The sequence below is a fragment of the Streptomyces sp. T39 genome (assembly GCF_008042045.1).
GTDB lineage: Bacteria > Actinomycetota > Actinomycetes > Streptomycetales > Streptomycetaceae > Streptomyces.
Genome location: NZ_RDBP01000037.1, coordinates 494,967 through 518,928, shown reverse-complemented (window position 1 = coordinate 518,928; position 23,962 = coordinate 494,967). Strand labels below are relative to the sequence as shown.

The 23,962-nt window shown below is 72.9% G+C and carries 25 protein-coding genes; 12 read left to right on the top strand and 13 right to left on the bottom strand.

The genetic code is table 11. From position 1 onward, the window contains the following. Positions 1–136 precede the first annotated feature (136 nt). Both fabI and fabG read right to left on the bottom strand, forming a co-directional pair. On the bottom strand, positions 137–904 hold the full coding sequence (gene fabI, locus EAO77_RS24760) for an enoyl-ACP reductase FabI (protein ID WP_147990491.1): 768 nt from the start codon (positions 902–904) through the stop codon (positions 137–139). 4 nt (positions 905–908) lie between these two features. Continuing rightward, positions 909–1,613, bottom strand: a complete 705-nt coding sequence (fabG, locus tag EAO77_RS24755; RefSeq protein ID WP_147990490.1) for a 3-oxoacyl-[acyl-carrier-protein] reductase — start codon at positions 1,611–1,613, stop codon at positions 909–911. A gap of 211 nt (positions 1,614–1,824) precedes the next feature. Between fabG and EAO77_RS24750 the strand changes: the two genes are divergently transcribed. The 3 genes from EAO77_RS24750 to tyrS all read left to right on the top strand — a co-directional run bounded on the left by EAO77_RS24750 (position 1,825) and on the right by tyrS (position 6,100). Then, positions 1,825–3,348: a TldD/PmbA family protein gene (locus tag EAO77_RS24750; protein WP_147990489.1), complete on the top strand. Its 1,524-nt coding sequence runs from the start codon at positions 1,825–1,827 to the stop codon at positions 3,346–3,348. After that, positions 3,345–4,739 carry a TldD/PmbA family protein gene (locus tag EAO77_RS24745; RefSeq protein ID WP_147990488.1) on the top strand — a complete coding sequence of 465 codons (1,395 nt, stop codon included), beginning with the start codon at positions 3,345–3,347 and terminating at the stop codon, positions 4,737–4,739. The genes EAO77_RS24750 and EAO77_RS24745 overlap by 4 nt, the downstream gene beginning before the upstream one ends. A 92-nt stretch (positions 4,740–4,831) precedes the next feature. Beyond that, entirely contained in the window at positions 4,832–6,100 is a 1,269-nt protein-coding gene (gene tyrS, locus EAO77_RS24740; protein WP_147990487.1) for a tyrosine--tRNA ligase, read from the top strand. 82 nt (positions 6,101–6,182) lie between these two features. Here tyrS and EAO77_RS24735 read toward each other — a convergent pair whose 3' ends face one another. Continuing rightward, positions 6,183–6,461, bottom strand: a complete 279-nt coding sequence (locus EAO77_RS24735) for a GlsB/YeaQ/YmgE family stress response membrane protein (RefSeq protein WP_147990486.1) — start codon at positions 6,459–6,461, stop codon at positions 6,183–6,185. A gap of 212 nt (positions 6,462–6,673) precedes the next feature. On the opposite strand from EAO77_RS24735, the gene EAO77_RS24730 reads away from it, so the two are divergent. After that, the gene (locus EAO77_RS24730) at positions 6,674–7,036 is read left to right on the top strand and encodes a DUF3099 domain-containing protein (RefSeq protein WP_147990485.1); all 363 of its coding nucleotides are present in this window, start codon (positions 6,674–6,676) and stop codon (positions 7,034–7,036) included. 134 nt (positions 7,037–7,170) lie between these two features. Next, positions 7,171–7,410, top strand: coding sequence for a hypothetical protein (locus EAO77_RS24725; protein ID WP_147990484.1), 240 nt, complete (start codon positions 7,171–7,173; stop codon positions 7,408–7,410). Here EAO77_RS24725 and moaA read toward each other — a convergent pair. The 3 genes from moaA to EAO77_RS24710 form a co-directional block, all read right to left on the bottom strand. Further along, positions 7,393–8,382: a GTP 3',8-cyclase MoaA gene (gene moaA, locus EAO77_RS24720; protein WP_147990483.1), complete on the bottom strand. Its 990-nt coding sequence runs from the start codon at positions 8,380–8,382 to the stop codon at positions 7,393–7,395. The genes EAO77_RS24725 and moaA overlap by 18 nt on opposite strands. Positions 8,383–8,529: 147 nt before the next feature. Further along, the gene (locus EAO77_RS24715) at positions 8,530–10,152 is read right to left on the bottom strand and encodes a cation acetate symporter (RefSeq protein ID WP_147990482.1); all 1,623 of its coding nucleotides are present in this window, start codon (positions 10,150–10,152) and stop codon (positions 8,530–8,532) included. After that, a complete protein-coding gene (locus tag EAO77_RS24710; protein ID WP_147990481.1) occupies positions 10,149–10,514 on the bottom strand; it encodes a DUF485 domain-containing protein in 366 nt (121 codons plus the stop codon). Before EAO77_RS24710 ends, EAO77_RS24715 begins: the two co-directional genes overlap by 4 nt. Positions 10,515–10,789: 275 nt before the next feature. Between EAO77_RS24710 and EAO77_RS24705 the strand changes: the two genes are divergently transcribed. Next, positions 10,790–12,322: a S8 family peptidase gene (locus EAO77_RS24705; protein ID WP_147990480.1), complete on the top strand. Its 1,533-nt coding sequence runs from the start codon at positions 10,790–10,792 to the stop codon at positions 12,320–12,322. Between the two features lie 80 nt (positions 12,323–12,402). Further along, on the top strand, positions 12,403–13,830 hold the full coding sequence (locus EAO77_RS24700; protein WP_147990479.1) for a CoA transferase: 1,428 nt from the start codon (positions 12,403–12,405) through the stop codon (positions 13,828–13,830). An 18-nt stretch (positions 13,831–13,848) separates the two neighbouring features. Here the strand turns inward: EAO77_RS24700 and EAO77_RS24695 are convergent, their stop codons facing one another. Next, positions 13,849–14,892, bottom strand: coding sequence for a zinc-dependent alcohol dehydrogenase family protein (locus EAO77_RS24695; RefSeq protein WP_147990478.1), 1,044 nt, complete (start codon positions 14,890–14,892; stop codon positions 13,849–13,851). Positions 14,893–15,771: 879 nt separating this feature from the next. Between EAO77_RS24695 and EAO77_RS24690 the strand changes: the two genes are divergently transcribed. The 5 genes from EAO77_RS24690 to EAO77_RS24670 all read left to right on the top strand — a co-directional run bounded on the left by EAO77_RS24690 (position 15,772) and on the right by EAO77_RS24670 (position 20,516). Beyond that, a complete protein-coding gene (locus EAO77_RS24690; protein ID WP_147990477.1) occupies positions 15,772–16,788 on the top strand; it encodes a DEDDh family exonuclease in 1,017 nt (338 codons plus the stop codon). 63 nt (positions 16,789–16,851) lie between these two features. Then, the gene (locus EAO77_RS24685) at positions 16,852–17,085 is read left to right on the top strand and encodes a hypothetical protein (RefSeq protein ID WP_100106509.1); all 234 of its coding nucleotides are present in this window, start codon (positions 16,852–16,854) and stop codon (positions 17,083–17,085) included. Between the two features lie 67 nt (positions 17,086–17,152). Beyond that, positions 17,153–17,941 carry an SURF1 family protein gene (locus EAO77_RS24680; protein WP_147990476.1) on the top strand — a complete coding sequence of 263 codons (789 nt, stop codon included), beginning with the start codon at positions 17,153–17,155 and terminating at the stop codon, positions 17,939–17,941. Positions 17,942–17,971: 30 nt separating this feature from the next. Further along, positions 17,972–19,756, top strand: coding sequence for a glycoside hydrolase family 15 protein (locus tag EAO77_RS24675; RefSeq protein WP_147990475.1), 1,785 nt, complete (start codon positions 17,972–17,974; stop codon positions 19,754–19,756). 4 nt (positions 19,757–19,760) lie between these two features. Next, complete coding sequence (locus tag EAO77_RS24670) at positions 19,761–20,516, top strand: SDR family oxidoreductase (protein ID WP_147990474.1); 756 nt, start codon at positions 19,761–19,763, stop codon at positions 20,514–20,516. Between the two features lie 68 nt (positions 20,517–20,584). Here the strand turns inward: EAO77_RS24670 and amaP are convergent, their stop codons facing one another. The 6 genes from amaP to EAO77_RS24640 all read right to left on the bottom strand — a co-directional run bounded on the left by amaP (position 20,585) and on the right by EAO77_RS24640 (position 23,960). Beyond that, positions 20,585–21,166, bottom strand: a complete 582-nt coding sequence (amaP, locus tag EAO77_RS24665) for an alkaline shock response membrane anchor protein AmaP (RefSeq protein WP_147990473.1) — start codon at positions 21,164–21,166, stop codon at positions 20,585–20,587. A gap of 6 nt (positions 21,167–21,172) precedes the next feature. After that, positions 21,173–21,853, bottom strand: a complete 681-nt coding sequence (locus EAO77_RS24660) for a DUF6286 domain-containing protein (RefSeq protein WP_147990472.1) — start codon at positions 21,851–21,853, stop codon at positions 21,173–21,175. Next, complete coding sequence (locus EAO77_RS24655; protein WP_147990471.1) at positions 21,850–22,221, bottom strand: Asp23/Gls24 family envelope stress response protein; 372 nt, start codon at positions 22,219–22,221, stop codon at positions 21,850–21,852. Before EAO77_RS24655 ends, EAO77_RS24660 begins: the two co-directional genes overlap by 4 nt. Before the next feature lie 6 nt (positions 22,222–22,227). Continuing rightward, positions 22,228–22,419, bottom strand: a complete 192-nt coding sequence (locus EAO77_RS24650; RefSeq protein ID WP_147990470.1) for a hypothetical protein — start codon at positions 22,417–22,419, stop codon at positions 22,228–22,230. Positions 22,420–22,430: 11 nt separating this feature from the next. Further along, the gene (locus EAO77_RS24645; protein WP_147990469.1) at positions 22,431–22,913 is read right to left on the bottom strand and encodes an Asp23/Gls24 family envelope stress response protein; all 483 of its coding nucleotides are present in this window, start codon (positions 22,911–22,913) and stop codon (positions 22,431–22,433) included. A 255-nt stretch (positions 22,914–23,168) separates the two neighbouring features. Beyond that, positions 23,169–23,960, bottom strand: a complete 792-nt coding sequence (locus tag EAO77_RS24640; RefSeq protein WP_147990468.1) for an enoyl-CoA hydratase/isomerase family protein — start codon at positions 23,958–23,960, stop codon at positions 23,169–23,171. Positions 23,961–23,962: the final 2 nt, after the last annotated feature.

Here is a 23,962-nt window from a genome sequence, read left to right as displayed (position 1 = left end):
AAGCACCACAAGGAAGATTGCCTCTACAGCATCGCCGCCCCGGGAAGCCGTCGCCCGTCCACAGGGCCGAACGGGCGACGCCCCGCCCCCCGCCGTTCGCGGGGGCCGGGGCGTCGTCCGGGTGTTCAGGTGCCGGTCAGGCGCCCATGATGTGCACGCCGCCGTCGACGTGGACGATCTCGCCCGTGGTCTTCGGGAACCAGTCGGACAGCAGTGCGACGACACCGCGCCCGGTGGGCTCCGGGTCGGCCATGTCCCACTCCAGCGGGGAGCGCTCGTCCCACACCTTGGCCAGGTCGGAGAAGCCGGGGATGGACTTGGCGGCCATGGAGCCGATCGGTCCGGCCGAGATCAGGTTGCAGCGGATCTTCTGCTTGCCCAGGTCCCGGGCGAGGTAGCGGCTGGTGGCCTCCAGCGCGGCCTTGGCCGGGCCCATCCAGTCGTACTGCGGCCAGGCGAACTGCGCGTCGAAGGTGAGGCCGACGACCGAGCCGCCCTCCTCCATCAGCGGGAGGCACGCCATGGTCAGCGACTTCAGCGAGAACGCCGAGACGTGCATGGCCGTCGCGACCGACTCGAAGGGGGTGTTGAGGAAGTTGCCGCCCAGGGCGTCCTGCGGGGCGAACCCGATGGAGTGGACGACGCCGTCCAGTCCGCCGAGCTCCTCGCGGACCAGGTCGGCCAGGCGGTTCAGGTGCTCGTCGTTGGTGACGTCGAGCTCGATGACCTTGGCGGGCTTCGGGAGCTTCCGGGCGATGCGCTCGGTCAGCGTGGGCCGGGGGAACGCCGTGAGGATGACCTCGGCGCCCTGCTCCTGGGCCAGCTTGGCGGTGTGGAAGGCGATGGAGGACTCCATCAGCACACCGGTGACGAGGATGCGCTTGCCGGCGAGGATTCCGCTCATGTGATCAGTGACCCATGCCCAATCCGCCGTCGACGGGAACGACGGCTCCAGTGATGTACGAGGCGTTGTCGGAGGCGAGGAACGTCACCGCGGCGGCGACCTCCTCCGGCTGCGCGTAGCGGCCGAGCGGCACCTGGGCGACGATGCCGGCGCGCTGTTCGTCGGTGAGCACCTGGGTCATGTCGGTGTCGACGAAACCGGGGGCGACGACGTTGAAGGTGATGTTGCGCGACCCGAGCTCACGGGCGAGCGAACGGGCGAAGCCGACGAGGCCGGCCTTCGACGCGGCGTAGTTGGCCTGGCCCGCGGAGCCGAGCAGCCCGACGACCGAGGAGATCAGCACGACGCGGCCCTTCTTGGCGCGCAGCATGCCGCGGTTGGCGCGCTTGACGACGCGGAAGGTGCCGGTGAGGTTGGTGTCGAGGACGGACGTGAAGTCCTCCTCCGACATGCGCATCAGCAACTGGTCCTTGGTGACACCGGCGTTGGCGACCAGCACCTCCACGGGACCGTGCTTCTCCTCGATCTCCTTGTAGGCCTGCTCCACCTGCTCGGCATCGGTGATGTCGCACCTGACCGCCAGGAAACCGGCCGGCGGCTCCCCCGACCGGTAGGTGATCGCGACGTTGTCGCCGCCCGCGGCGAACGCGCGGGCGATGGCGAGGCCGATGCCCCGGTTTCCTCCGGTGACGAGAACCGAGCGGCTCAACGGATCACCCTTTCCCTCTTCGGCTGGTACGTCTGCAAACTATCGGTCCGGGACGTCGTACGGAGAATCGGGGCCTGACAGCGCCGTGTGTCCGGCACTGTGGGGTCCCTACAGAAGACCCTCCGCTCCCCTCCGCGCGAACTCGCTGGAAACGACCCTCCGGGCGCGACATGATCGGGGCGACCACGTCTCGACGATTAGGAGACATTCCGTGCCTCATTCCATCGACGCGGCGTTCACCGCGCTGCCGCTGCGCGCGCTCGCCGACGCGGCGCTCGCCCGCGCCCGTGCGCTCGGCGCCGAGCACGCCGACTTCCGGCTGGAGCGGGTGCGCAGCGCCTCGTGGCGGCTGCGCGACGCCAAGCCCGCCGGGTCGTCCGACACCACCGACCTCGGCTACGCGGTGCGGGTGGTCCACGGCGGCGCCTGGGGATTCGCCTCCGGGGTCGACATGACCATGGACGCCGCCGCCAGGGTGGCGGGCCAGGCGGTGGCGATGGCGAAGCTGTCCGCGAAGGTGATCGCGGCCGCCGGCTCGGACGAGCGCGTGGAGCTGGCGGACGAGCCGGTGCACGCCGACAAGACCTGGATCTCCGCGTACGAGGTCAACCCGTTCGAGGTGCCGGACGAGGAGAAGACGGGCCTGCTGGCCGACTTCAGCGGACGGCTGCTGGGGGCGGACGGCGTGGCGCACGTGGACGCCTCGCTGCTCACCGTGCAGGAGAACAAGTTCTACGCGGACACCGCGGGCACGGTCACCACGCAGCAGCGGGTGCGGCTGCACCCGCAGCTGACCGCCGTCGCCGTCGACGGGACGTCCGGCGAGTTCGACTCCATGCGCACCATCGCCCCGCCGGCCGGCCGGGGCTGGGAGTACCTGACCGGCACGGGCTGGGACTGGGACGCGGAACTGGAGGAGATCCCGGGCCTGCTGGCCGAGAAGATGCGCGCGCCGAGCGTCGAGGCGGGCCGCTACGACCTGGTCGTCGACCCGTCGAACCTGTGGCTGACCATCCACGAGTCCATCGGCCACGCCACGGAGCTCGACCGCGCGCTCGGGTACGAGGCGGCGTACGCGGGCACCTCGTTCGCGACCTTCGACCAGCTGGGGAAGCTGGCCTACGGCTCCACGGTGATGAACGTGACCGGCGACCGCACGGCCGAGCACGGGCTGGCGACGATCGGGTACGACGACGAGGGCGTCGAGGCACAGAGCTGGGACCTGGTGAAGGACGGCACGCTGGTCGGCTACCAGCTGGACCGGCGGATCGCGAAGCTCACCGGACTCGGCCGCTCCAACGGCTGCGCCTTCGCCGACTCCCCCTCCCATGTGCCGGTGCAGCGGATGGCGAACGTCTCCCTCCAGCCGGATCCGGGCGGGCTGTCGACGGAGGACCTGATCGGCGGGGTGGAGCGCGGGATCTACGTCGTCGGCGACCGTTCCTGGTCGATCGACATGCAGCGCTACAACTTCCAGTTCACCGGGCAGCGCTTCTTCCGCATCGAGAACGGCCGGCTGGCCGGGCAGCTGCGGGACGTGGCGTACCAGGCGACGACGACCGAGTTCTGGGGGTCGATGGAGCAGGTCGGCGGGCCGCAGACCTACGTCCTGGGCGGCGCCTTCAACTGCGGCAAGGCCCAGCCGGGCCAGGTCGCGGCGGTCTCCCACGGCTGCCCCTCCGCCCTCTTCCGGGGCGTCAACATCCTGAACACCACCCAGGAGGCGGGTCGATGAGCGCTCGTACCAGCAAGCCGCACGAGATCGTCGAGCGCGCGCTCGAACTGTCCACGGCCGACGGCTGCGTCGTCATCGCCGACGAGCAGTCGTCGGCGAACCTGCGCTGGGCGGGCAACGCCCTGACGACCAACGGCGTCACCCGCGGCCGCACCCTCACCGTCGTCGCGACCGTCGACGGCTCCGAGGGCACCGCGTCCGGTGTGGTGTCCCGGTCCGCCGTGACCGCGGACGACCTCCGGACCCTCGTCCGGGCCGCGGAGGACGCGGCCCGCGGCGCCGGACCGGCCGAGGACGCGCAGCCCCTGGTGTCGGGCGTACCGGCGTCCCCCGACTTCACCGACGGTCCCGCCGAGACGTCGTCGGCGGTCTTCACGGACTTCGCCCCGGCGCTGGGCGAGGCGTTCGCACGGGCCCGGGCCGGCGGCCGTGAGCTGTACGGCTTCGCGAACCACGAGCTGACCTCGACGTACATCGGCACGTCGACGGGTCTGCGCCTGCGGCACGACCAGCCCAGCGGCACGCTGGAGCTGAACGCCAAGTCGCCGGACCGCTCGCGCTCGGCGTGGGCGGGGCGTTCGACGCGGGACTTCAAGGACGTGGACCCGGGTGCGCTCGACACCGAGCTGGCACGGCGCCTCGGCTGGGCGGAGCGCCGGATCGAGCTGCCGGCCGGGCGCTACGAGACGCTCCTGCCGCCGACGGCGGTCGCCGACCTGCTGATCTACCAGCTGTGGTCGTCCGCGGCGAGGGACGCGGCCGAGGGCCGCACCGTCTTCTCGAAGCCGGGCGGCGGCACCCGGGTCGGCGAGACGCTGTCGCCGCTGCCGCTCACGCTGCGCAGCAATCCGCACGAGCCGGGTCTGGAGTCGGCGCCGTTCGTGATCGCCCACTCCTCCGGGGACGACGCCTCGGTGTTCGACAACGGGCTGCCGCTGGGGCCGACGGAATGGGTGCGCGACGGGAAGCTGGAGCGCCTCGTCACCACCCGCCACAGCGCCGGCCTGACCGGCCTGCCGGTGGCGCCGGGCGCGGACAACCTGATCCTGGACGCGGGCGGGGAGCGGTCGCTGGAGGAGATGGTCGCCTCCACCGGGCGGGGGCTGCTGCTGACCTGCCTGTGGTACATCCGCGAGGTCGATCCGGCCACCCTGCTGCTGACCGGTCTGACCAGGGACGGCGTGTACCTGGTGGAGAACGGCGAGGTGGTCGGCGAGGTGAACAACTTCCGGTTCAACGAGTCGCCGGTCGGCCTGCTGGGCCGGGCGTCCGAGGCCGGGAGGACGGAGAAGACGCTGCCGCGCGAATGGGGCGACTGGTTCACCCGGGCGGCGATGCCCGCGCTGCGGGTGCCGGACTTCAACATGAGCTCGGTGAGCAAGGGCGTCTGACGCGTGCCCTCCCCCGGCCTCCGGGCCGCGGGAGGGCCATAGACTGACCCACGATCCATGAAAACGGACCACGGTACGAGGACGGAAGAACTGTGACGGACATCGTCGACGAGCTGACGTGGCGCGGGCTGATCGCCCAGTCCACGGACGAGGACGCATTGCGCAAGGCTCTCGCGGACGGCCCCGTCACCTTCTATTGCGGCTTCGACCCGACCGCGGCGTCGCTGCACGTGGGGCACCTGGTGCAGGTGCTGACCGTGCGCCGTCTCCAGCAGGCCGGGCACCGGCCGCTGGCGCTGGTCGGCGGCGCGACCGGGCAGATCGGCGACCCGCGGCCCACGGCCGAGCGCACGCTGAACGACCCGGAGACGATCGCCCTGTGGGTGAACCGGCTGCGGTCGCAGATCGAGCCGTTCCTCTCCTTCGAGGGGGACAACGCCGCGGTCATGGTGAACAACCTGGACTGGACCGCCGGCATGTCCGCGATCGAGTTCCTGCGGGACATCGGCAAGCACTTCCGCGTCAACAAGATGCTCACCAAGGACTCGGTCGCCCGCCGGCTCGAGTCCGAACAGGGCATCAGCTACACGGAGTTCAGCTACCAGCTGCTCCAGGGCATGGACTTCCTCGAGCTGTACCGCCGCTACGGATGCGTGCTCCAGCAGGGCGGCAGCGACCAGTGGGGCAACCTCACCGCGGGGCTCGACCTGATCCACCGCCTGGAGCCGGACGCCCAGGTCCACGCGCTGGCGACGCCGCTGATGACGAAGGCGGACGGCACCAAGTTCGGCAAGTCCGAGGGCGGGGCGCTGTGGCTCGACCCGGAGATGACGACGCCGTACGCGTTCTACCAGTACTGGCTGAACACGGACGACCGGGACATCTCCCGGTTCCTGCGCATCCTCTCCTTCCGGACCCGTGAGGAGCTGGAGGAGCTGGAGCGCCAGACGGCCGAGCGCCCGCAGGCACGCGCCGCGCAGCGCGCGCTGGCGGAGGAGCTGACGACGCTGGTGCACGGCGCCGGCCAGTGCGCCGCCGTGGTGAACGCCTCGAAGGCGCTGTTCGGGCAGGGCGAGCTGGACGAGCTGGACGAGGCGACGCTGCGCGCCGCCCTGTCGGAGCTGCCGCACGCCCGGGTGTCCGAGCTGCTCCCGGTCGTCGACCTGCTGACCGAGGTCGGCCTGGCGCCGAGCCGGTCGGGGGCGCGCCGTACGGTGAAGGAGGGCGGCGCCTACGTGAACAACGTGAAGGTGACCGCCGAGGACGCCGTGCCGGACGCGGCCGACCTGCTGCACGGGCGCTGGCTGGTGCTGCGCCGCGGCAAGAGGAACCTGGCGGCGGTCGAGGTCGCGGCCGGCTGACCCCGGACACACCGGACGGCTGCGGCCGGGAGGGCTTCGCACCCTCCCGGCCGCAGCCGTCAGCCGTGTCCGGAAGCCGGGTCTACGCCCGTTCCCTCTTGCCGCCCCGCACCGAGACGTAGGCCATGTCGCCGAGGAAGACGATGACGACCGCGGCCGCGAGCTGGAGCACGTGACGGCCCCAGTCGATGCCTGCGGTCTCGTCGATGCCGAAGGCCCTGGCGAGGGCGTTGCCGATGATCGCGCCGATGATGCCGAAGATCGTGGTCAGCCAGAGAGGGCTGTGCTGCTTGCCCGGGATGATGGCTTTCGCGATCAGGCCGAGCACGAATCCCACGATGATCGCCCACAACCAGCCCATGTCCGCCTCCTCGAACCGCTCCGTGTGAGCCGTTACGCCTGACAGTCTCTGCCCGTGTGCGGCGGGCCGCACGTCGGGGAGGGCCGCACGCACCGGGCCGGTCCCGGGGCCGACCCCCTCTCGTGGAGGCGGGGACCCCGGCGTACCGTGGGGTGACGGCCGGGGACGGCCGTCCGGGAATGTCCGGCGCGGGATGCGGGTGGTGGAGCGGGATGCACAGACGGGACGAGCCGGAGGTCTTCCGGATCACGGGCGCGCGCCAGGGCCTCACCGACGACGTGCGCGGCAGACAGCGGCGCTATGTGATCTCGATGTCGGTGCGGACGGTGTCGGTGGTGCTGGCCGCGGTGCTGTGGAACGTCGAGCGGCATGTGGCCGTGATCGCGCTGGCGCTGGGCGTCCTGCTGCCGTACATCTCCGTCGTGATCGCCAACGCGGGCCGGGAGAACGCGCCTTCGCTCCCCTCGGCGTATCTGCCGGGGCCCGCGCACCCGGCGGTGGCGGCGCTCCCCGCAGCCGGACGCCCGGAAACCGGACAGTCCGAGAACCTCAAGAAAACCTCAGATCAATCATGAAGTTCCGGTGCCCGCCGAGCCGTTACCCGTGACATACTTCGTACGCGCTCCGCATCCCCCGTCGGAGCGACGGACCGACGCCGGGCAGCTCCCCCCGTGGCTGCTCGGCGTCGCCATGTTGCGACAATGATCCGGTGAGTGACGAAACCCCGGTCTGTTCCGCGAAGGGCTGCCGCACGGCGGCCGTCTGGGTCCTCGCCTGGAACAATCCCAAGCTGCACACGCCCGAGCGCCGCAAGACCTGGCTGGCCTGCGAGGAGCACCGCGAGCACCTGTCGCAGTTCCTCGGGGTGCGCGGCTTCCTCAAGGACGTGGTGGCGCTGGCCGAGTGGCAGCGCCACCAGGCCGCCGGAGGATCAGCCGCCGATGGCTGACATGGGCCGCTCGGGCTGGAGGAAGGACGGGTCGTCCAGTCCGGATCCGGCCTTCTTGCCCCACATGGCCTGCTTCCAGATCCGGGCGATCTCCTCGTCCGGCGCGCCCGAGCGCAGCGCCGCCCGCAGATCGGTCTCCTCGGTGGCAAACAGACAGGTGCGCACCTGCCCGTCGGCGGTGAGCCGGGTGCGGTCGCAGGCGCGGCAGAAGGGGCGGGTCACGGAGGCGATGACGCCGACGCGCTGAGGTCCTCCGTCGACGAGCCAGCGTTCGGCGGGTGCGGAGCCGCGTGCCTGGTCGCCCTCGGGCGTCAGGGTGAACCGGGTGCGCAGGGAGGTCAGGATGTCACCGGCGGTGATCATGCCGTCGCGCTTCCAGCCGTGCTGGGCGTCCAGCGGCATCTGCTCGATGAAGCGCAGCTCGTACTCGTGCTCGACGGCCCAGGCCAGCAGGTCGGGGGCCTCGTCGTCGTTGAGGCCGGGCATGAGGACGGCGTTGACCTTGACCGGGGTGAGGCCCGCCTCACGGGCGGCTTCGAGTCCGTCGAGCACGTCGTGGTGGCGGTCGCGGCGGGTGAGGGTCTTGAAGACGTCGGGACGCAGGGTGTCGAGGGAGACGTTGACCCGGTCGAGACCGGCGTCGCGGAGCGCGGCGGCGGTGCGCTTGAGGCCGATGCCGTTGGTGGTGAGCGACATCCGGGGGCGCGGCTCCAGTGCGGCGACCCGTTCGACGATGCCGACGAGTCCGGGGCGCAGCAGGGGCTCGCCGCCGGTGAAGCGCACCTCCTCGATGCCGAGGTCGGTGACGGCGACGCGGATCAGCCGCACGATCTCGTCGTCGGTGAGCAGATCGGTCTTCGCCAGCCACTGCAGGCCCTCTTCGGGCATGCAGTACGTGCACCGCAGGTTGCAGCGGTCCGTCAGGGAGACGCGCAGGTCGGTGGCCACCCGGCCATAGGTGTCGATGAGCACTGTGGGCCCCCTCCCCGTTCGTGGAAACGACGCCTTCGAGCCTACGCCAGAGCGCCGTCGGTGAACCGGTCCGATTGACACGAGCCATGGCGCGGCCGTGTCGTAGGACCCTACGACACGGCCGCGCGCCGTGGTGTTCCCGTCCGGTCAGTGGGCGCCGACGCCGGTCAGGGACTTCACCTCCAGCTCCGCGTACTTGCCCTTGTCCGGCTCCTCCTTGGAGAGCAGGGAACCGAGCCAGCCGAGCAGGAAGCCGACCGGGATGGAGATCAGGCCCGGGTTCTCCAGCGGGAACCAGGCGAAGTCGGCGTCGGGGAACATCGAGGACGCCTTCCCGGAGACCACCGGGGAGAAGAGGACCAGCAGGACCGAGGTGGCGAGGCCGCCGTAGATCGACCACAGGGCGCCCTGGGTGGTGAAGCGCTTCCAGAACAGGCTGTAGAGGATCGTCGGCAGGTTCGCGGACGCCGCCACGGCGAAGGCGAGGGCCACCAGGCCGGCGACGTTCAGGTCGCGGGCGAGGGCGCCGAGCGCGATGGAGACGATGCCGATGAAGACGGTCGCCCAGCGCGCGGCACGGACCTCCTCCTTGTCGGTGGCCTGTCCCCGGCGGATGACGTTGGCGTAGATGTCGTGCGCGAAGGACGACGAGGACGCCAGGGTGAGGCCGGCGACCACGGCGAGGATGGTGGCGAAGGCGACGGCGGAGATCACCGCGAGCAGGATGGCCCCGCCCGCCGAGTCGACGCCGCCGATGTGGAGCGCGAGCAGCGGCGCGGCCGTGTTGCCCGCCTTGTTGGACTCGGTGATCGTCTCCGGTCCCACGATGGCGGCGGCGCCGAAGCCGAGCGCGATGGTCATCAGGTAGAAGGCGCCGATGATGCCGATGGCCCAGTTCACGGACTTGCGGGCGGCCTTCGCGGTGGGGACGGTGTAGAAGCGGATGAGGATGTGCGGCAGACCGGCGGTGCCGAGGACCAGGGCGATGCCGAGGGAGATGAAGTCCAGCTTCGAGGTCTCGGTGGCGCCGTACTTCAGCCCGGGCTCCAGGAACGCCGCGCCGTGCTTGCTGTTCTCGGCGGCCTTGCCGAGCAGGTCGGAGATGTTGAAGTTGAACTTCCACAGCACCATGAAGGTGATGAGCAGGGTGCCGGCGATGAGCAGGACGGCCTTGACCATCTGGACCCAGGTGGTGCCCTTCATGCCGCCGATGGTGACGTAGACGATCATCAGCAGGCCGACCAGGGCGACGATCGCGACCTTGCCGGCGTCGCTGGTGATGCCGAGCAGCAGGGAGACCAGGACGCCCGCGCCCGCCATCTGCGCGAGCAGGTAGAAGATCGAGACGACGATGGTGGAGGCGCCGGCGGCGGTACGGACCGGGCGCTGGCGCATCCGGTAGGCGAGCACGTCACCCATCGTGTAGCGGCCCGAGTTGCGCAGCGGCTCGGCGACCAGCAGCAGGGCGACCAGCCAGGCGACCAGGAAGCCGATGGAGTAGAGGAAGCCGTCGTAGCCGAAGAGGGCGATGGCGCCGGCGATGCCGAGGAACGACGCGGCGGACATGTAGTCGCCGGAGATGGCGAGGCCGTTCTGGAAGCCGGTGAACTGGCGGCCGCCCGCGTAGAAGTCGGAGGCGTCCTTGGTCTGGCGTCCGGCCCACACGGTGATGAAGAGGGTCGCCACGACGAAGGCGGCGAAGAGGGTGATGATCAGCGGCCGGTGCTCGGTGGTGGCGTTCTCCGCCGCGAGGTGCAGGGCGGGGCTCATACGTCGGCCTCCATACGGGACTTGATGGCGTCCGCCTTCGGGTCGAGCTTCGCGGCCGCGTGCCGCGAGTAGAACCAGGCGATGAGGAAGGTGGTGGCGAACTGGGCGAGGCCGAGGACGAGGGCGACGTTGATGTTGCCGAAGAGCTTGGTGCCCATGAAGCCGCCCGCGTAGTTCGAGAGCAGGACGTAGAGCAGGTACCAGGCGATGAAGGCGACGGTCAGCGGAAAGGCGAAGGAACGGTACGTACTGCGCAGTTCGCCGAATTCCGGACTCTCCTGCACCTGGACGAACTGCTCCGTCGTGGGCTGGGCCGGGCTGGTGTCCGAGCCGCCCGGGGGCGGCGGTGCATCGGTGGTCACGGAATCTCCTCGCGACGCGGGTGCGGTGATCGGGGTCAGGGAGGTGCTGCGGGCGGGGGTGGCCGGTTGCTGTTCCACTCCCTGACAACGGCACGGCGTGCGCGCCGAACCGGTTCACGCCGGTTCTTTTTCCTGCCGGCTTCGTGTCCTTCCCGTGGCATCCGTTGCCCGGATCCATTGAAGTGCCGACATGATCAGCGATAGCTTCACTCGTCATGAACGCGCCCATTCGCAAGGGGTGTCTGGGCGGTTGTCACGGATGATGTGGAGAACCCATGGCTCATCTGGGATCCAGACGACGGCGTGCGCTCGCGCTGCCCGCCGGTCTGGCGCTCACGGCTTCGCTGGGCTTCCTGCCGACGGGTACGGCGTCGGCGGCTGTCACCAGTGATGTCCCGGCCGCGGTGTCGACGGACGGCCCCAAGCTGTCCTACGTGGTCAACGTCAAGGGCGGCCACGGCAACGCCAAGGCCGTCAAGAAGGCGATAGCCGAGGCCGGCGGCACGATCGTGTACGCGTACGACCAGATAGGCGTCATCGTCGTCCACTCGCAGAACCCTGCGTTCGGACAGACGATCCGTCAGGTGCGCGGCGTCGAGTCGGCCGGTGCGACCCGCACCGCCCCCATCTCGACGGCCGGCGACATGGCCATCGACTCGGAGCGTCCGCTGAGCGCCGAGGAGGCGAAGGCGGCGGCCGCCGACGCGGTCGCGGGCCAGGACCCGCTCGAGCCGCTCCAGTGGGACCTGCCCGCCATCAAGGCGGACAAGGCGCACGAGAAGTCGCTCGGCAGCAAGAGGGTCACGGTCGGTGTCATCGACACCGGTGTCGACGACACCCACCCGGACCTGGCGCCCAACTTCGACCGCGCGGCCTCGGTCAGCTGCGTGGGCGGCGCGCCGAACACGGCCGACGGCGCCTGGCGCCCGGGCCCCGGCGAGTCGGACCACGGCACCCATGTCGCGGGCACCGTCGCCGCCGCCAAGAACGGCACCGGCATCACGGGCGTCGCGCCCGGGGTGAAGGTGTCGGGCATCAAGGTCTCGCAGCCGGACGGGTTCTTCTACACGGAGGCCGTCGTCTGCGGCTTCGTGTGGGCGGCCGAGCACGGCGTCGACGTGACCAACAACAGCTACTACACGGACCCGTGGCTGTACAACTGCAAGAAGGACCCCGACCAGAAGGCCCTGGTCGAGGCCGTCGCCCGCGCCACCCGCTACGCGGAGGGCAAGGGCACCGTGAACGTCGCGGCGGCGGGCAACACCGCCCGTGACCTGGCGGCGGACGAGATCACGGACACGTCGAGCCCGAACGACACCACGCCGGTCGAGCGGAAGATCAACCCGCGCGAGTGCCTGGACATCCCGGGCTTCCTGCCGGGCGTCGTGACGGTCTCCTCGCTCGGCGCGAAGGACCTGAAGGCCTCGTACTCCAACTACGGCCTCGGCGTCGTCGACATCTCCGCCCCCGGCGGAGACGCGACCCGCTACCAGGCGCCGGACGCGCCCGCCGTCGACGGCCGCATCCTGTCCACCCTCCCGGGCGGCGGCTTCGGCTACAAGGCCGGCACGTCGATGGCCTCCCCGCACGTCGCGGGCGTCGTCGCGCTGATCAAGTCGACCCACCCGTACGCGCCTCCGGCGCTGGTGAAGGGTCTGCTGTACGCCCAGGCCGACGACAGGCCGTGCACCAACCCGTACGACATCAACGGCGACGGCACCGTCGACGCCGTGTGCGAGGGCGGCGAGCGGGACAACGGCTTCTACGGCACGGGCGTCGCCGACGCCCTGGACGCCGTGCGCCGGTAGTCGCGACGTCTGACCAGGGGGGCCCGGTGCGGTGACGCACCGGGCCTCTTCGCGTGCCCGGCCGGTGGCACACTGCCTGCATGACTCACACATCTCCCGGCGCGCCCCGGGACCCGGCGGACCCCGCGAGCGGCACCGCCGGGGCCTGGGCGGCCCTCGGCGGCGACCCGGCCCTGCTGGACCGGGTGACGTTCACGGGGGCCGGCGCGCTCCCGTCCCGGCTGCCGGTGGAGGAACTGGCCCGGTCCACCGTGGCGGTCTGCTCGCTGGCCGCCGCCGAGCTGGCCGCCCTGCGCGACGGGGGCGGGGTCCCCGCCGTACGGGTCGACGACGGCGCGGTCACCACGGCGTTCCTCGGCGACCGGCTGGTGCGGGTGGACGGGGTGGCGCCGACGACGTTCGCGCCGCTGTCGCGCTTCTGGCGCACGGCCGACGGCTGGGTCCGCACCCACGCCAACTACCCGCACCACAGGGGGCGTCTGCTCGCCGCGCTCGGTCTGCCGAAGGACACCGACACGCTGCCGGACGGGGGCGTCGCCGACGTCGCCGCGACGCTCGGCGGCAGGCGGGCACGGGACGTCGAGGAGACCGTGTGCACCGCGGGCGGCCTCGCCGTCGCCGTCCGCACGGCCGAGGAGTGGGCGGCCCACCCCCAGGGCGCGGCGGTGGCCGGGCGGCCGCTGCTGGTGACGGACCGGATCGGCGGCGAGGGCCCGCGGCGTGCGCCGGGCGGCCCCGGGCTGCCCTGCGCCGGTCTGCGGGTGCTGGACCTCACCCGGGTGCTGGCGGGGCCGGTGGCGTCCCGCACCCTGGCGCTGCTGGGGGCGGACGTACTGCGCATCGACTCCCCCGGTCTGCCCGAGAGCCAGGAGGCCCACGACGACACGGGACTCGGCAAGCGGTCGGCCCTGCTGGACCTGGCGCGGCGCGCGGACCGCGCGGCCTTCGAGGAACTGCTCGCCTCGGCCGACGTGGTCCTGACCGGCTACCGCCCGGGAGCGCTGGACCGGTTCGGCCTGACCCCGCAGGCGCTGGCGGGACGGCGCCCCGGGCTGGTGGTCGCCCGGCTCTCCGCGTGGGGACGGCACGGTCCCTGGGCGGGCCGGCGCGGCTTCGACAGCCTGGTGCAGGCGGCGTCGGGCATCGCCCTGGAGGAGGGCGACGCGACCTCGCCCGGTGCGCTGCCGGCCCAGGCGCTGGACCACGGCACCGGGTACCTGCTGGCCGCGGGCGTGCTGCGGTCGCTGACGGACCAGCACACGGCGGGAGGCGCCCGGCTGGTGGAGGTCGCCCTCGCGCAGACGGCCGCCTGGCTGACCCAGGGCCTGCCCGCCGGCCCGCCGGCGGGCACCGGGGCGTACACCCCCGGCCCCTGGCTCACCGAGCGGGCCACCCCGCGCGGCAGCCTCCGCCACGCCCTTCCGGCCGTCGCCTACGTCGGCGGCCCCGCCGACTGGGCGTCCCCCTCCGGCCTCCTGGGCGCGGACGCCCCCGCCTGGCGCGCCTGACCGGGGCGTCGCCGGGCGTCAGGGGGTGACGAGGACCTTCAGCGCGGTGCGCTCGTCCATGGCCCGGTAGCCGCCGGGCACCCCGTCGAGGGGCACCGTCAGGTCGAAGACGGGAGAGGGGTCGACCGTGCCGTCGAGGACGTCGGGGAGCAGCTCGGGGATGTACGCGCGGACCGGCGCGACCCCGCCGCGCAGCGCGATGTTGCGGTCGAACATGAGGGACAGGTCGAGGCCGGTCCCGCTGCCGTGGGGGACGCCGACGTAGCCGATCGCGCCGCCGTCCCGGGTGATGCCGACGGCCGTGCGCATCGACTGCTCCGTGCCGACGGCCTCGATCACGGCCTGCGCGCCCTGGCCGCCGGTCAGTTCGCGCACGGCGGCCACGGCCGCCTCGCCCCGCTCGGCGACGACGTCGGTGGCGCCGAAGGCGCGGGCGATGTCGGTGCGGGCCGTGTGGCGCCCGAGCGCGATGATGCGCTCCGCGCCCAGCCGCCGGGCGGCGAGCACCCCGCACAGGCCGACGGCGCCGTCGCCGACGACGGCGACCGTCGAGCCACGGGTGACCCCCGCGCCCACGGCGGCGTGGTGCCCGGTGCCGAGCACGTCGGAGAGCGCGAGCAGCGCGGTCAGCAGCCGGTCGTCGGACGCGGCGTCGGCGGGGAGCTTCACCAGGGTGCCGTCGGCGAAGGGCACCCGCACGGCCTCGCCCTGGCCTCCGTCGGAGCCGACCGACCCCCAGAAACCGCCCTGCGGGCAGGAGGTCTGGAGTCCTTCGGCGCAGTAGTCGCAGGTGCCGTCGGACCACACGAAGGGCGCCACCACGAGGTCGCCGCGCGCGAAGCCGGTCACCTCCGCACCGGTCTCCTCGACGACGCCGAGGAACTCGTGCCCGATGCGCTGACCGGGCTGCCGCGCCGACTCACCGCGGTAGGCCCACAGGTCGCTGCCGCAGATGCAGGCCCGCAGCACCCGCACCACGGCGTCGGCGGGCTGGCGGACGACGGGGTCGGCCACCTCTTCCACGCGGATGTCGTGCGGGGCGTGGATGACGGTGGCGCGCATGATGCGAGGTCCTTAGCGGGGTGGGACGGGTGTACCCCGCACACGGTACGCCTCCCCCTCCCCCACGGCGGAACCGATCGGTCCGCCCCTGGCTCGGCGGCCGGGACGGTCGCTCCCGGGCCCGGCCCGTCGTCGGACACCCGCGGATCCCAGGAGGCTCCCCGCGGTGCAGGCGGCCCCCTCGCCGGGACGGCGCCGACGCGCGCGCCGGCAGCCGGTGACGGCCCGCGCGGCGAGCACCGGAGGCACGGTCGCGTGCGGCCGCGCGTCCTCCTCCCGCCGGTCGGCGGCGACCCGGGAGGAGGACGCCCGAGACGCCCGCCGCGTGCCGGGGCGGTGAGTTCGTCCGGGCCGATGCCGGGCACCACCCGCGCCCGGGTGCGCAGGGCGTCCACGCCCGGTGAGCCGGCGGCGGCCGCCCGAGCGACGCCGGCCGGGCCCCCGGTCGGTCAGCAGCCTCCCGACTCCGTCGAGTTCGGCCTCCGGCGACCGGCACGGCCCGCCTTCCGGGCCGGCGAGCGCCGCCTTCCCGGAGTCCTGCCGGGAAGGCGGCGCTCGCGCATGCGCTTCCCGCCGCCGACGGGGAACTCGCCCCGAGGACCGCCGCGCGGGGCGGTGCAGGCGGGTGCCGGGACCACGGCGACGGGGGACGTCCCGTTCTCCTCGTCCCCCCGCCCGGGACGTCCCCCGCCGGGCCGCGTCCCGGATCCGGGGCCGCGGCTCTCGTCCGTCGCGCCCCGGCAGGGTCTCTCCCCCGGCCGGGCCCGTGGCGTCAACCCGCCGACCGCGAGCGGGGCTTGCCGCCGGGGCGGACGCGGCCCGGCGGCGGCGGACGGGGCGGGCGAATGCTGTCGGTGGCGGCCCGTATTCTCTGTGACCATGCTCGACGACCGCACGACCGCAGCGACGACGTGGCCGGCCGCGTACCCCTCCGGGTACGCGGTCGTCGACGTGGAGACCACCGGACTCGCCCGCGACGACCGGATAATCTCCGCCGCCGTCTACCGGCTCGACGCCCGCGGCGGAGTCGAGGACCACTGGTACACGCTGGTCAACCCCGAGCGGGACCCGGGCCCGGTGTGGATCCACGGTCTGACGAGCGATGTGCTGGAAGGCGCCCCGCTGTTCGGCGAGATCGCCGCGGAGCTGTCGTCGCGTCTGGAGGGCCGCGTGCTGGTCGCGCACAACGCCTCGTTCGACTGGGGCATGATCTCCCGGGAGTACGCGCGCGCACGCGGCGAGGCCCCCACCCGCCAGCGGCTGTGCACCATCGCGCTCGCCAAGGAGCTCCGCCTTCCGCTGCCGAACCTCAAGCTGGAGTCGCTCGCCGCCCATTTCGGCGTCGTGCAGCAGCGCGCCCACCACGCCCTGGACGACGCCCGGGTGCTGGCGGAGGCCTTCCGGCCGAGCCTCCACGCGGCGGCCCGCGACGGAGTGCGCCTGCCGCTGCTGGAGTGCCTGCCGCTGACGGAGTGGTCCGACGCCCCGGCGGCCCCGCGGGTCGGCTACCAGTCCTCGTACGGGCACAGCAGCTGGCGCCCGTCACGCAAGCGGCCGCCGTGCCCGTATCCGAACCCGGGGCGTTACGCGCCGGGCGGGCGGCTGCGGCAGGGCATGCGGGTGGCGTTCTCCGGCGACACGTCCACGGAGCGCGAGCTGCTGGAGGACCGGGCGGTCGAGGCGGGCCTGCACGTGGCCACGAGCGTGTCCCGGCTGACGAGCCTGCTGGTGACCAACGACCCGCACGCCTCGACGTCGAAGGCCGTCAAGGCGGCGGCCTACGGCACGCCCGTGGTGGACGAGGCGGCCTTCACCCAGCTGCTGGGCGACGTCCTGCCGGCCGCTTCCGGCGCCGCGCGGGGCCGGCCGCCGGGCCCCGCACCCGCATCGGAGTGAATGCGGCACGACTCGCCCGCCGTCCTCCCGCCCACGGAGACGAAGCGTTTCACCCTGTGGCGCATGGCACGTTGTGAGGTTTGCGGAAACGACTACGGCATGTCCTTCGAGGTGCACGCGCAGGGCGCGGTGCACGTCTTCGACTGCTTCTCCTGCGCCATCCACCGCATGGCGCCCATCTGTGAGCACTGCCGGGTCCAGATCATCGGCCAGGGCGTCGAGGTCGAGGGCCACTGGTACTGCGGCGCCCACTGCGCCCGCGCGGAAGGGAGGGCGGGCATCGTCGACCGGGTGTGACGCACCGGCGGCCGCGGACGGGACCCCCTTGTCCGCGGCCGCCGCGGCTACCGGTACGGTCGAAGCCGTGTACCGCTTCCTGTTGTCCCGGCAGTGGGTGATCCTCACCCTCCTCGCCCTCGTCCTGATCCCCTCGATGGTCGAGCTCGGCTTCTGGCAGCTGCACCGCCACCAGCACCGCGTCGCGCAGAACGAGCTGGTCGCACGGAACCTCGACGCCGGGGCCGTGCCCGTGGGCGAGCTCACCTCCCCCGGCCGCACCGTCCCGCGCGCCGACTACTGGCGCACGGTCACCGCGACCGGCACGTTCGACCCCGGGCACGAGGTCGTGGTGCGCCGGCGCACCAACGCCGACGACCGCGTCGGCTTCCATGTGCTGAGCCCGCTGGTGCTCACCGACGGGCGGGTCGTCCTGGTCAACCGGGGCTGGGTCCCGGCCGCCGACGACCAGAAGGCGTTCCCCGAGGTGCCCGCCCCGCCGCGCGGGACGGTGACCGTCACCGGGCGGCTGAAGGCGGACGAGACCACCGGCGCCAGCGGTATCAAGGACCTGGCCGGACTGCCGCCGCGTCAGGTCATGCTGATCAACAGCGGTCAGCAGGCGGAGCTGCTCGGCCGCGAGGTGCTCGGCGGCTACCTGGAGCAGACCGCCCCCGCGTCCGGCGACGCGGGCCCCGAGCAGATCCCGGCACCCGACCACGGATCCATCGGGGCGCACATGGCGTACGCGGTCCAGTGGTGGCTGTTCGCCGCCGCCGTGCCCCTCGGCTGGGTGATTCTGGTCCGCCGGGAGAAGCGGGACAGGACGGCCGCTTCCGGGCAGAACGCGCCGGAGCCGGTCACCGCGGCTGCTTAACGCCCTTCTCCTGCGGGAACACGCCAGAGCGTGACCCAACGTATCGAGGACTACGCCCTCATCGGCGATCTCCAGACCGCCGCGCTGGTCGGTGCGGACGGCTCCATCGACTGGCTGTGCCTGCCCCGTTTCGACTCCGCGGCCTGCTTCGCGGCACTCGTCGGCGACGAGGAGAACGGCCACTGGAGGATCGCACCCAAGGACGCGGGCCGCTGCACCCGGCGCCGCTACGTCGGGGACTCGCTGGTCCTCGAGACCGTGTGGGAGACGCGCACGGGCACGGTGAAGATCCTCGACTTCATGCCCCAGCGCGACGAGGCACCCGACGTCGTGCGGATCGTGGAGGGCGTCAGCGGCAGCGTCGAGATGGCCGGGACGCTCCGGCTGCGCTTCGACTACGGCAGCGTGGTGCCCTGGGTGCGCCGCTCCGACGGGCACCGGGTGGCCGTCGCGGGTCCCGACTCGGCGTGGCTGCGCAGCGAGCCGGAGGTCAAGACGTGGGGGCAGCAGTTCTCCACCTGCTCCTCCTTCACCGTCCGCGCCGGCGAGTCGGTGTCGTTCATCCTCACCTGGCACCCCTCGCACCAGAGCCGTCCGGATCTCGTCGACCCCCACGAATCCCTGCGGCACTGCCTGGAGGACTGGGAGGAGTGGGCCTCCCGGTGCCGTTACGACGGCCCCTACCGCGAAGCGGTCATGCGCTCGCTGATCACCCTGAAGGCCCTCACCTACGCCCCCACGGGCGGCATCGTCGCCGCGCCGACGACCTCGCTGCCCGAGGAGCTGGGCGGCGTGCGGAACTGGGACTACCGGTTCTGCTGGCTGCGTGACTCCACCCTGACGCTGGGGGCGCTGCTCGCGGTCGGCTATCTCGACGAGGCGGCGCAGTGGCGCAACTGGCTGCTGCGCGCGGTGGCCGGCGACCCGGCCGACCTCCAGATCATGTACGGGCTGGCGGGCGAGCGGCGGCTGCCGGAGTTCGAGCTCAGCTGGCTCGGCGGCTACGGCGGCTCCGTCCCCGTCCGGGTGGGCAACGACGCGGCCAACCAGCTCCAGCTCGACGTGTACGGCGAGGTCATCGACTCGCTCTTCATCGCCCGGGAGGCGGGCCTGAAGACCGAGCGGCACGCCTGGAACATCCAGCTCAGTCTGCTGGGCTTCCTGGAGTCCACCTGGCGCGATCCCGACGAGGGCCTGTGGGAGGTGCGCGGGCCCCGCCGTCACTTCGTGCACTCCAAGGTCATGGCCTGGGTCGCCGCGGACCGCGCCGTGCGCACCCTGGAGGCCGACCGCAGCCTGCACGGCGATGCCGACCGGTGGCGGGCGATGCGCGACGAGGTGCACCGGGAGGTGTGCGAGAAGGGTTTCGACCCGGAGCGCAACACCTTCACCCAGTCCTACGGCTCGAAGGAACTGGACGCGGCGACCCTGCTCATCCCGCACGTCGGCTTCCTGCCGCCGGACGACCCCCGGGTGCTCGGCACCATCGCCGCCGTCCAGGCCGAGCTCGGCAGCGGCCCGCTCGTCCGCCGCTACAGCACCGAGGGCGTCTCGGTCGACGGCCTGCCCGGCGACGAGGGCACGTTCCTGGCGTGCTCGTTCTGGCTGACCGACGCGCTGTGCATGACGGGCCGTCACGAGGAGGCCCGCGAGCTGTTCGAGCGGCTGCTGTCCCTCCGCAACGACCTCGGGCTGCTGTCCGAGGAGTACGACCCCGTCGCCGGCCGCCAGCTCGGCAACTTTCCGCAGGCGTTCAGCCACATCGGGCTGGTGAACACCGCCCTCGCCCTGCAGAAGCACGACACGGCAGGATAGGGCCATGGATCTTGGACTGAAGGACCGCGTCTACGTCGTCACCGGCGGCTCCCGGGGGCTGGGCAACGCCTCGGCCCGGCAGCTCGTCGCGGACGGCGCGAAGGTCGTCATCACCGGACGGGACGAGAAGACGGTCGCCGACGCGGCGGCCGGGCTCGGACCGGACGCGGTGGGGCTCGCCGTGGACAACGCCGACCCGGAGGGCGCCGGGCGTCTGATCGCGGCGGCCCGGGCCCACTTCGGCCGCTTCGACGGCGTGCTGATCAGCGTGGGCGGTCCGGCGCCGGGCTTCGTCGCCGACACCACGGACGCGCAGTGGCAGTCGGCGTTCGAGTCGGTCTTCCTCGGCGCGGTGCGTCTGGCCCGCACGGCGGCCGCCGAACTCTCCGACGGCGGGGTGATCGGCTTCGTGCTGTCCGGCTCCGTCCACGAGCCCATCGCGGGCCTGACCATCTCCAACGGCCTGCGGCCGGGTCTCGCCGGCTTCGCCAAGTCCCTCTCGGACGAACTGGGGCCGCGGGGCATCCGGGTGGTCGGTGTGCTGCCGTCGCGCATCGACACCGACCGGGTCCGCGAGCTCGACGCGCTCTCCGGCGACCCGGAGGCGGCCCGTGCCGCGAACGAGTCCCGCATCCCGCTGCGCCGGTACGGGACCCCGGAGGAGTTCGGCAAGGTGGCGGCGTTCCTGCTGTCCCCCGCCGCCTCGTACCTGACGGGCGTGATGGTGCCCGTGGACGGCGGCTCCCGGCACGGCTTCTGACGCACCGGGACGCGGCTCCTCCCGGGGGAGGGGCCGCGTCCCGTGTCGTGCGGACCGGCGTGGGGCCGTCAGGTCACCCGCTGCGCCCCGTGCTTCGACACCCTCAGCCTGGCCTCGGCCGGCAACTCGGACAGGCCCGCGGACCGGCCGGCGTGCCCGACCGCCTCGTCGACGAGCCGGGTCAGTGTCTCGGCGGGAGCGGCGTGCGGCTCCAGGCGGAGCAGGACCCTCGCCTCGGGGGCGGTCCTGCGGCGGCCGGCCAGCCGCACCCGGGCGTGGGAGACGCCCTCCAGGGACCCGGCCTCGGCCGCCATCGCGTCCTCCAGGGCACGCCCCCGCAGCACCGCGCCCTCGCCGTCGCCGCTGTCCACCAGGACCTCGGAGAGCCGGGCGCGGCGCAGTTGGGCGAGCAGCCACCACAGGGCGAGCACCACGAGGACGGCCAGCACGGCGATGACCACCGGCCACCACCAGCCCTCGTCCCGCCAGCGGGTGCGGTCCGCGTCGCTGAGCAGGACGTCGTCAGGGCCCGACCAGGGCCACCACGAGGGGACGTCCAGACCGGCTCCGGCGGCGACCACCGCCCCTCCCGTACACAGGAGCACCAGCCCGGCAAGGGCCAGCACGACCCGGTTCACAGCGCGCAGCATGTGTCCTCACTTCTTCCCGGCCGGCGGCCGTCCCACGCGGACGGCGAGGGCCGGCGGCCGGGCGAGACCGAGTTCCTTCAGCCCCGCGCCGAGGGCCTTGTCGAGATCGGCGCGTACCTCGTCCACGGGCCGGAAATGCGACCGGGCCCGCACCGACGCCTTGGAGCGCCGCATCTTCACCCGGACGGACTGGACACCCGAGACCTCCATCGCCCGGTCCCGCAGGACGAGCGCGGCGGCGTCCCGGTCGAGCGCGGCGCGCACCCCGGCGCGGCCGGGCCGCATGGTCAGCAGGGCCCGCAGCCCGGGCGTGAGGGCCAGGGCGAGGAGCAGCACACCGAGGAGCGCGACGGCGGCGGAGACCGCGAGCACCCCCACCTCGTCCAGCCGCCAGTCGGCCAGGTGGTCGGCGAGCCGGCGCCGCCACTCCATGGCGGGCCGGTCGGCGCGTACCGCGGCGACGTCGTAGAGCAGGAGGCCGGCGGCGCCGAGCACGACGGCCGCGACCAGCGCGGCGGGGACGCGCCGTGCGGACCAGAAGCGTCCGGTGGCGACCTTCCCCGCGGGTGCCGGCCGGTGGTCGACGGCGGACTGGTCCGTCCCGGCGACGGCGGACTGGTCCGTCCCGGCGACGGGCCGTCCCGCCTCCGAGGCTCCTTCGCCGCCCGGGGGCTCCGGCTCGGTCATCGGATCCTCTCCTTCGCCCCGCGCCGCGTGTGGAGCGAGTGCAGACGCTCCACCTGCACCGCGACCTCGGGTACGTCCATGCCGGCCAGGGTCGTCACCCGTTCGGTGACACGGCGGCGGACGGAGGCGCACCGCTCGCCGATGTCGGAGGGGTAGTCGAGTTCAAGGCTGACGCGCACCTGGGCGGTGTCGTGGCGCACCACGACGGCGGCGTGCGGCGCCGCGCCGCCCGGGGGGACTGTGCCCAGTGCCTCGCGTGCGGCCTGGGCGGCGATCTTCGCCACGACACGATCGGCGACGGTGGTCGATCCGCGTTCGGCGGCCGCCACGCGTCCCCCGCCTCCGGCGGAGCCCTCAGCGGCCGTCATCACGGATCACCTCTGCCTCTCGCCGCGATCGCGGCCCCGGAAGAAGTCGCCCGCCTCGAGATCGCCCTCGAGGAACCGGCCCACCACGAAGCCGACCGCCCCCAGGGCGGCGACCAGTACGAACGCCCCGAATCCGCCGAAGTATCCGGCGAATCCGAGAGCCATGCCGACCACCATGCCGACCACGGCCATGCTCATGTGGAGCTCCTCTACTGGAGACGCTGCTCCGGCTCGTCCTCTTCCTCGTCGGGCAGCTTCACATCGCTGACGGCGATGTTCACCTCGACGACTTCGAGACCGGTCATCCGTTCGACGGCACCGACGACGTTCTCCCGTACGGCACGCGCGACCTCCGAGATGGACACCCCGTACTCGACGACGATCTCCAGGTCGAGGGCCGTCTGGACCTCGCCGACCTCCGCCTTGACCCCGCGGCTGACGTTGGACCGTCCGCTGCCGCCGCCGGGGACACGGTCGCGTACCGCGCCGAAGGTGCGGGAGAGGCCGCTGCCCATCGCGTGCACGCCGACGACGTCCCGTGCGGCGAGGCCCGCGATCTTCTCGACGACCCCGTCGGCGATGGTCGTGCGTCCGCGCACACCGGCCTCGGGACGCTTGCTGACGGACGTCCTGCGGGAGTCACCCGTCTGGTCGCCTGCCCCAAGGGGCCGGCGGTCACCTGACTCGCTCATCGCGTGATCCTTTCCGGGTGTGGAATTCCTCCCCCGGGCCTGATCCCGCCCCGTGTCCGGACCGGACACGGGGCAGAGCCCCTGCCCACACTAAGTGCGGCTGCCCCGTCGCGCTCCGGGGATGCGGCGGACCGGAGGAACGGCGCCACCCGTTTGCCCGCACAAGGCGGTGGCCCGGACGCGCGGCGTTCTCGCCGCGCGTCCGGGCCACGGGGTCCGGCAGCCACCGGCCGGTGCCGGCCGCGTGGGGCCGTTTCAGTCGGAGAGGCCCGCGAGATCGCGCAGCCGGCGGGTCTGCGCGGCGCGCTCGGCGGCGCGCTGCTCGTCGTAGGTGCGCCCGGCGGCGCCCTGGAGCAGCGCCTTGGTCTCGATGACGGCGTCGCGGGGCGCGGCGAGGAGCGCCGCGGCGAGGTCGCGCACGGCGGCGTCGAGTTCCGCGCCCGGGACGACGAGGTTGGCGAGCCCGGTGCGTTCGGCCTCCTCGGCGTGGACGAAGCGCCCCGTCGCGCAGATCTCCAGCGCGCGGGCGTAGCCGACGAGGGACACCAGGGGGTGGGTGCCCGTCAGGTCGGGCACCAGGCCGAGCGCGGTCTCGCGCATGGCGAACTGCACGTCCTCGGCCACGACCCGCAGGTCACAGGCGAGGGCGAGCTGGAAGCCGGCGCCGATCGCGTGCCCCTGGACCGCGGCGATCGTGACGATGTCCGGCCGCCGCCACCAGGTGAACGCCTCCTGGAACGCGGCGATGGCGGCGTCGGTCTCCGCGTCGGTCCCGCGCGCCAGGTCGATGAACGACGGCTCGCCGTCGAAGCCCTCGGGGGTGAAGGCCTGCCGGTCGAGCCCCGCGGAGAAGGACTTGCCCTCGCCGCGCAGCACCACGACCCGCACGTCGCCCGGCAGCGACCGGCCGGCCTGCGTCAACGCCCGCCACAGCGCGAAGTCCTGGGCGTTGCGCTTGTCCGGCTTGGTCAGGGTCACCGTGGCGACGGCGCCGTCGACGGTGAGTCGTACGCCGTCCTTGTCCAGCACAGGGTCGAGCGAAGTCATGG

Excerpts from the sequence above, each read along its gene's own strand:
- fabI (WP_147990491.1), bottom strand. The coding sequence starts at position 904 with ATGAGCGGAATCCTCGCCGGCAAGCGCATCCTCGTCACCGGTGTGCTG.
- EAO77_RS24745 (WP_147990488.1), top strand. The coding sequence starts at position 3,345 with ATGAGCGCTCGTACCAGCAAGCCGCACGAGATCGTCGAGCGCGCGCTC.
- EAO77_RS24735 (WP_147990486.1), bottom strand. The coding sequence starts at position 6,461 with ATGGGCTGGTTGTGGGCGATCATCGTGGGATTCGTGCTCGGCCTGATC.
- EAO77_RS24730 (WP_147990485.1), top strand. The coding sequence starts at position 6,674 with ATGCACAGACGGGACGAGCCGGAGGTCTTCCGGATCACGGGCGCGCGC.
- EAO77_RS24715 (WP_147990482.1), bottom strand. The coding sequence starts at position 10,152 with ATGAGCCCCGCCCTGCACCTCGCGGCGGAGAACGCCACCACCGAGCAC.
- EAO77_RS24705 (WP_147990480.1), top strand. The coding sequence starts at position 10,790 with ATGGCTCATCTGGGATCCAGACGACGGCGTGCGCTCGCGCTGCCCGCC.
- EAO77_RS24700 (WP_147990479.1), top strand. The coding sequence starts at position 12,403 with ATGACTCACACATCTCCCGGCGCGCCCCGGGACCCGGCGGACCCCGCG.
- EAO77_RS24695 (WP_147990478.1), bottom strand. The coding sequence starts at position 14,892 with ATGCGCGCCACCGTCATCCACGCCCCGCACGACATCCGCGTGGAAGAG.
- EAO77_RS24690 (WP_147990477.1), top strand. The coding sequence starts at position 15,772 with ATGCTCGACGACCGCACGACCGCAGCGACGACGTGGCCGGCCGCGTAC.
- EAO77_RS24685 (WP_100106509.1), top strand. The coding sequence starts at position 16,852 with ATGGCACGTTGTGAGGTTTGCGGAAACGACTACGGCATGTCCTTCGAG.
- EAO77_RS24670 (WP_147990474.1), top strand. The coding sequence starts at position 19,761 with ATGGATCTTGGACTGAAGGACCGCGTCTACGTCGTCACCGGCGGCTCC.
- amaP (WP_147990473.1), bottom strand. The coding sequence starts at position 21,166 with ATGCTGCGCGCTGTGAACCGGGTCGTGCTGGCCCTTGCCGGGCTGGTG.
- EAO77_RS24660 (WP_147990472.1), bottom strand. The coding sequence starts at position 21,853 with ATGACCGAGCCGGAGCCCCCGGGCGGCGAAGGAGCCTCGGAGGCGGGA.
- EAO77_RS24655 (WP_147990471.1), bottom strand. The coding sequence starts at position 22,221 with ATGACGGCCGCTGAGGGCTCCGCCGGAGGCGGGGGACGCGTGGCGGCC.
- EAO77_RS24650 (WP_147990470.1), bottom strand. The coding sequence starts at position 22,419 with ATGAGCATGGCCGTGGTCGGCATGGTGGTCGGCATGGCTCTCGGATTC.
- EAO77_RS24645 (WP_147990469.1), bottom strand. The coding sequence starts at position 22,913 with ATGAGCGAGTCAGGTGACCGCCGGCCCCTTGGGGCAGGCGACCAGACG.
- EAO77_RS24640 (WP_147990468.1), bottom strand. The coding sequence starts at position 23,960 with ATGACTTCGCTCGACCCTGTGCTGGACAAGGACGGCGTACGACTCACC.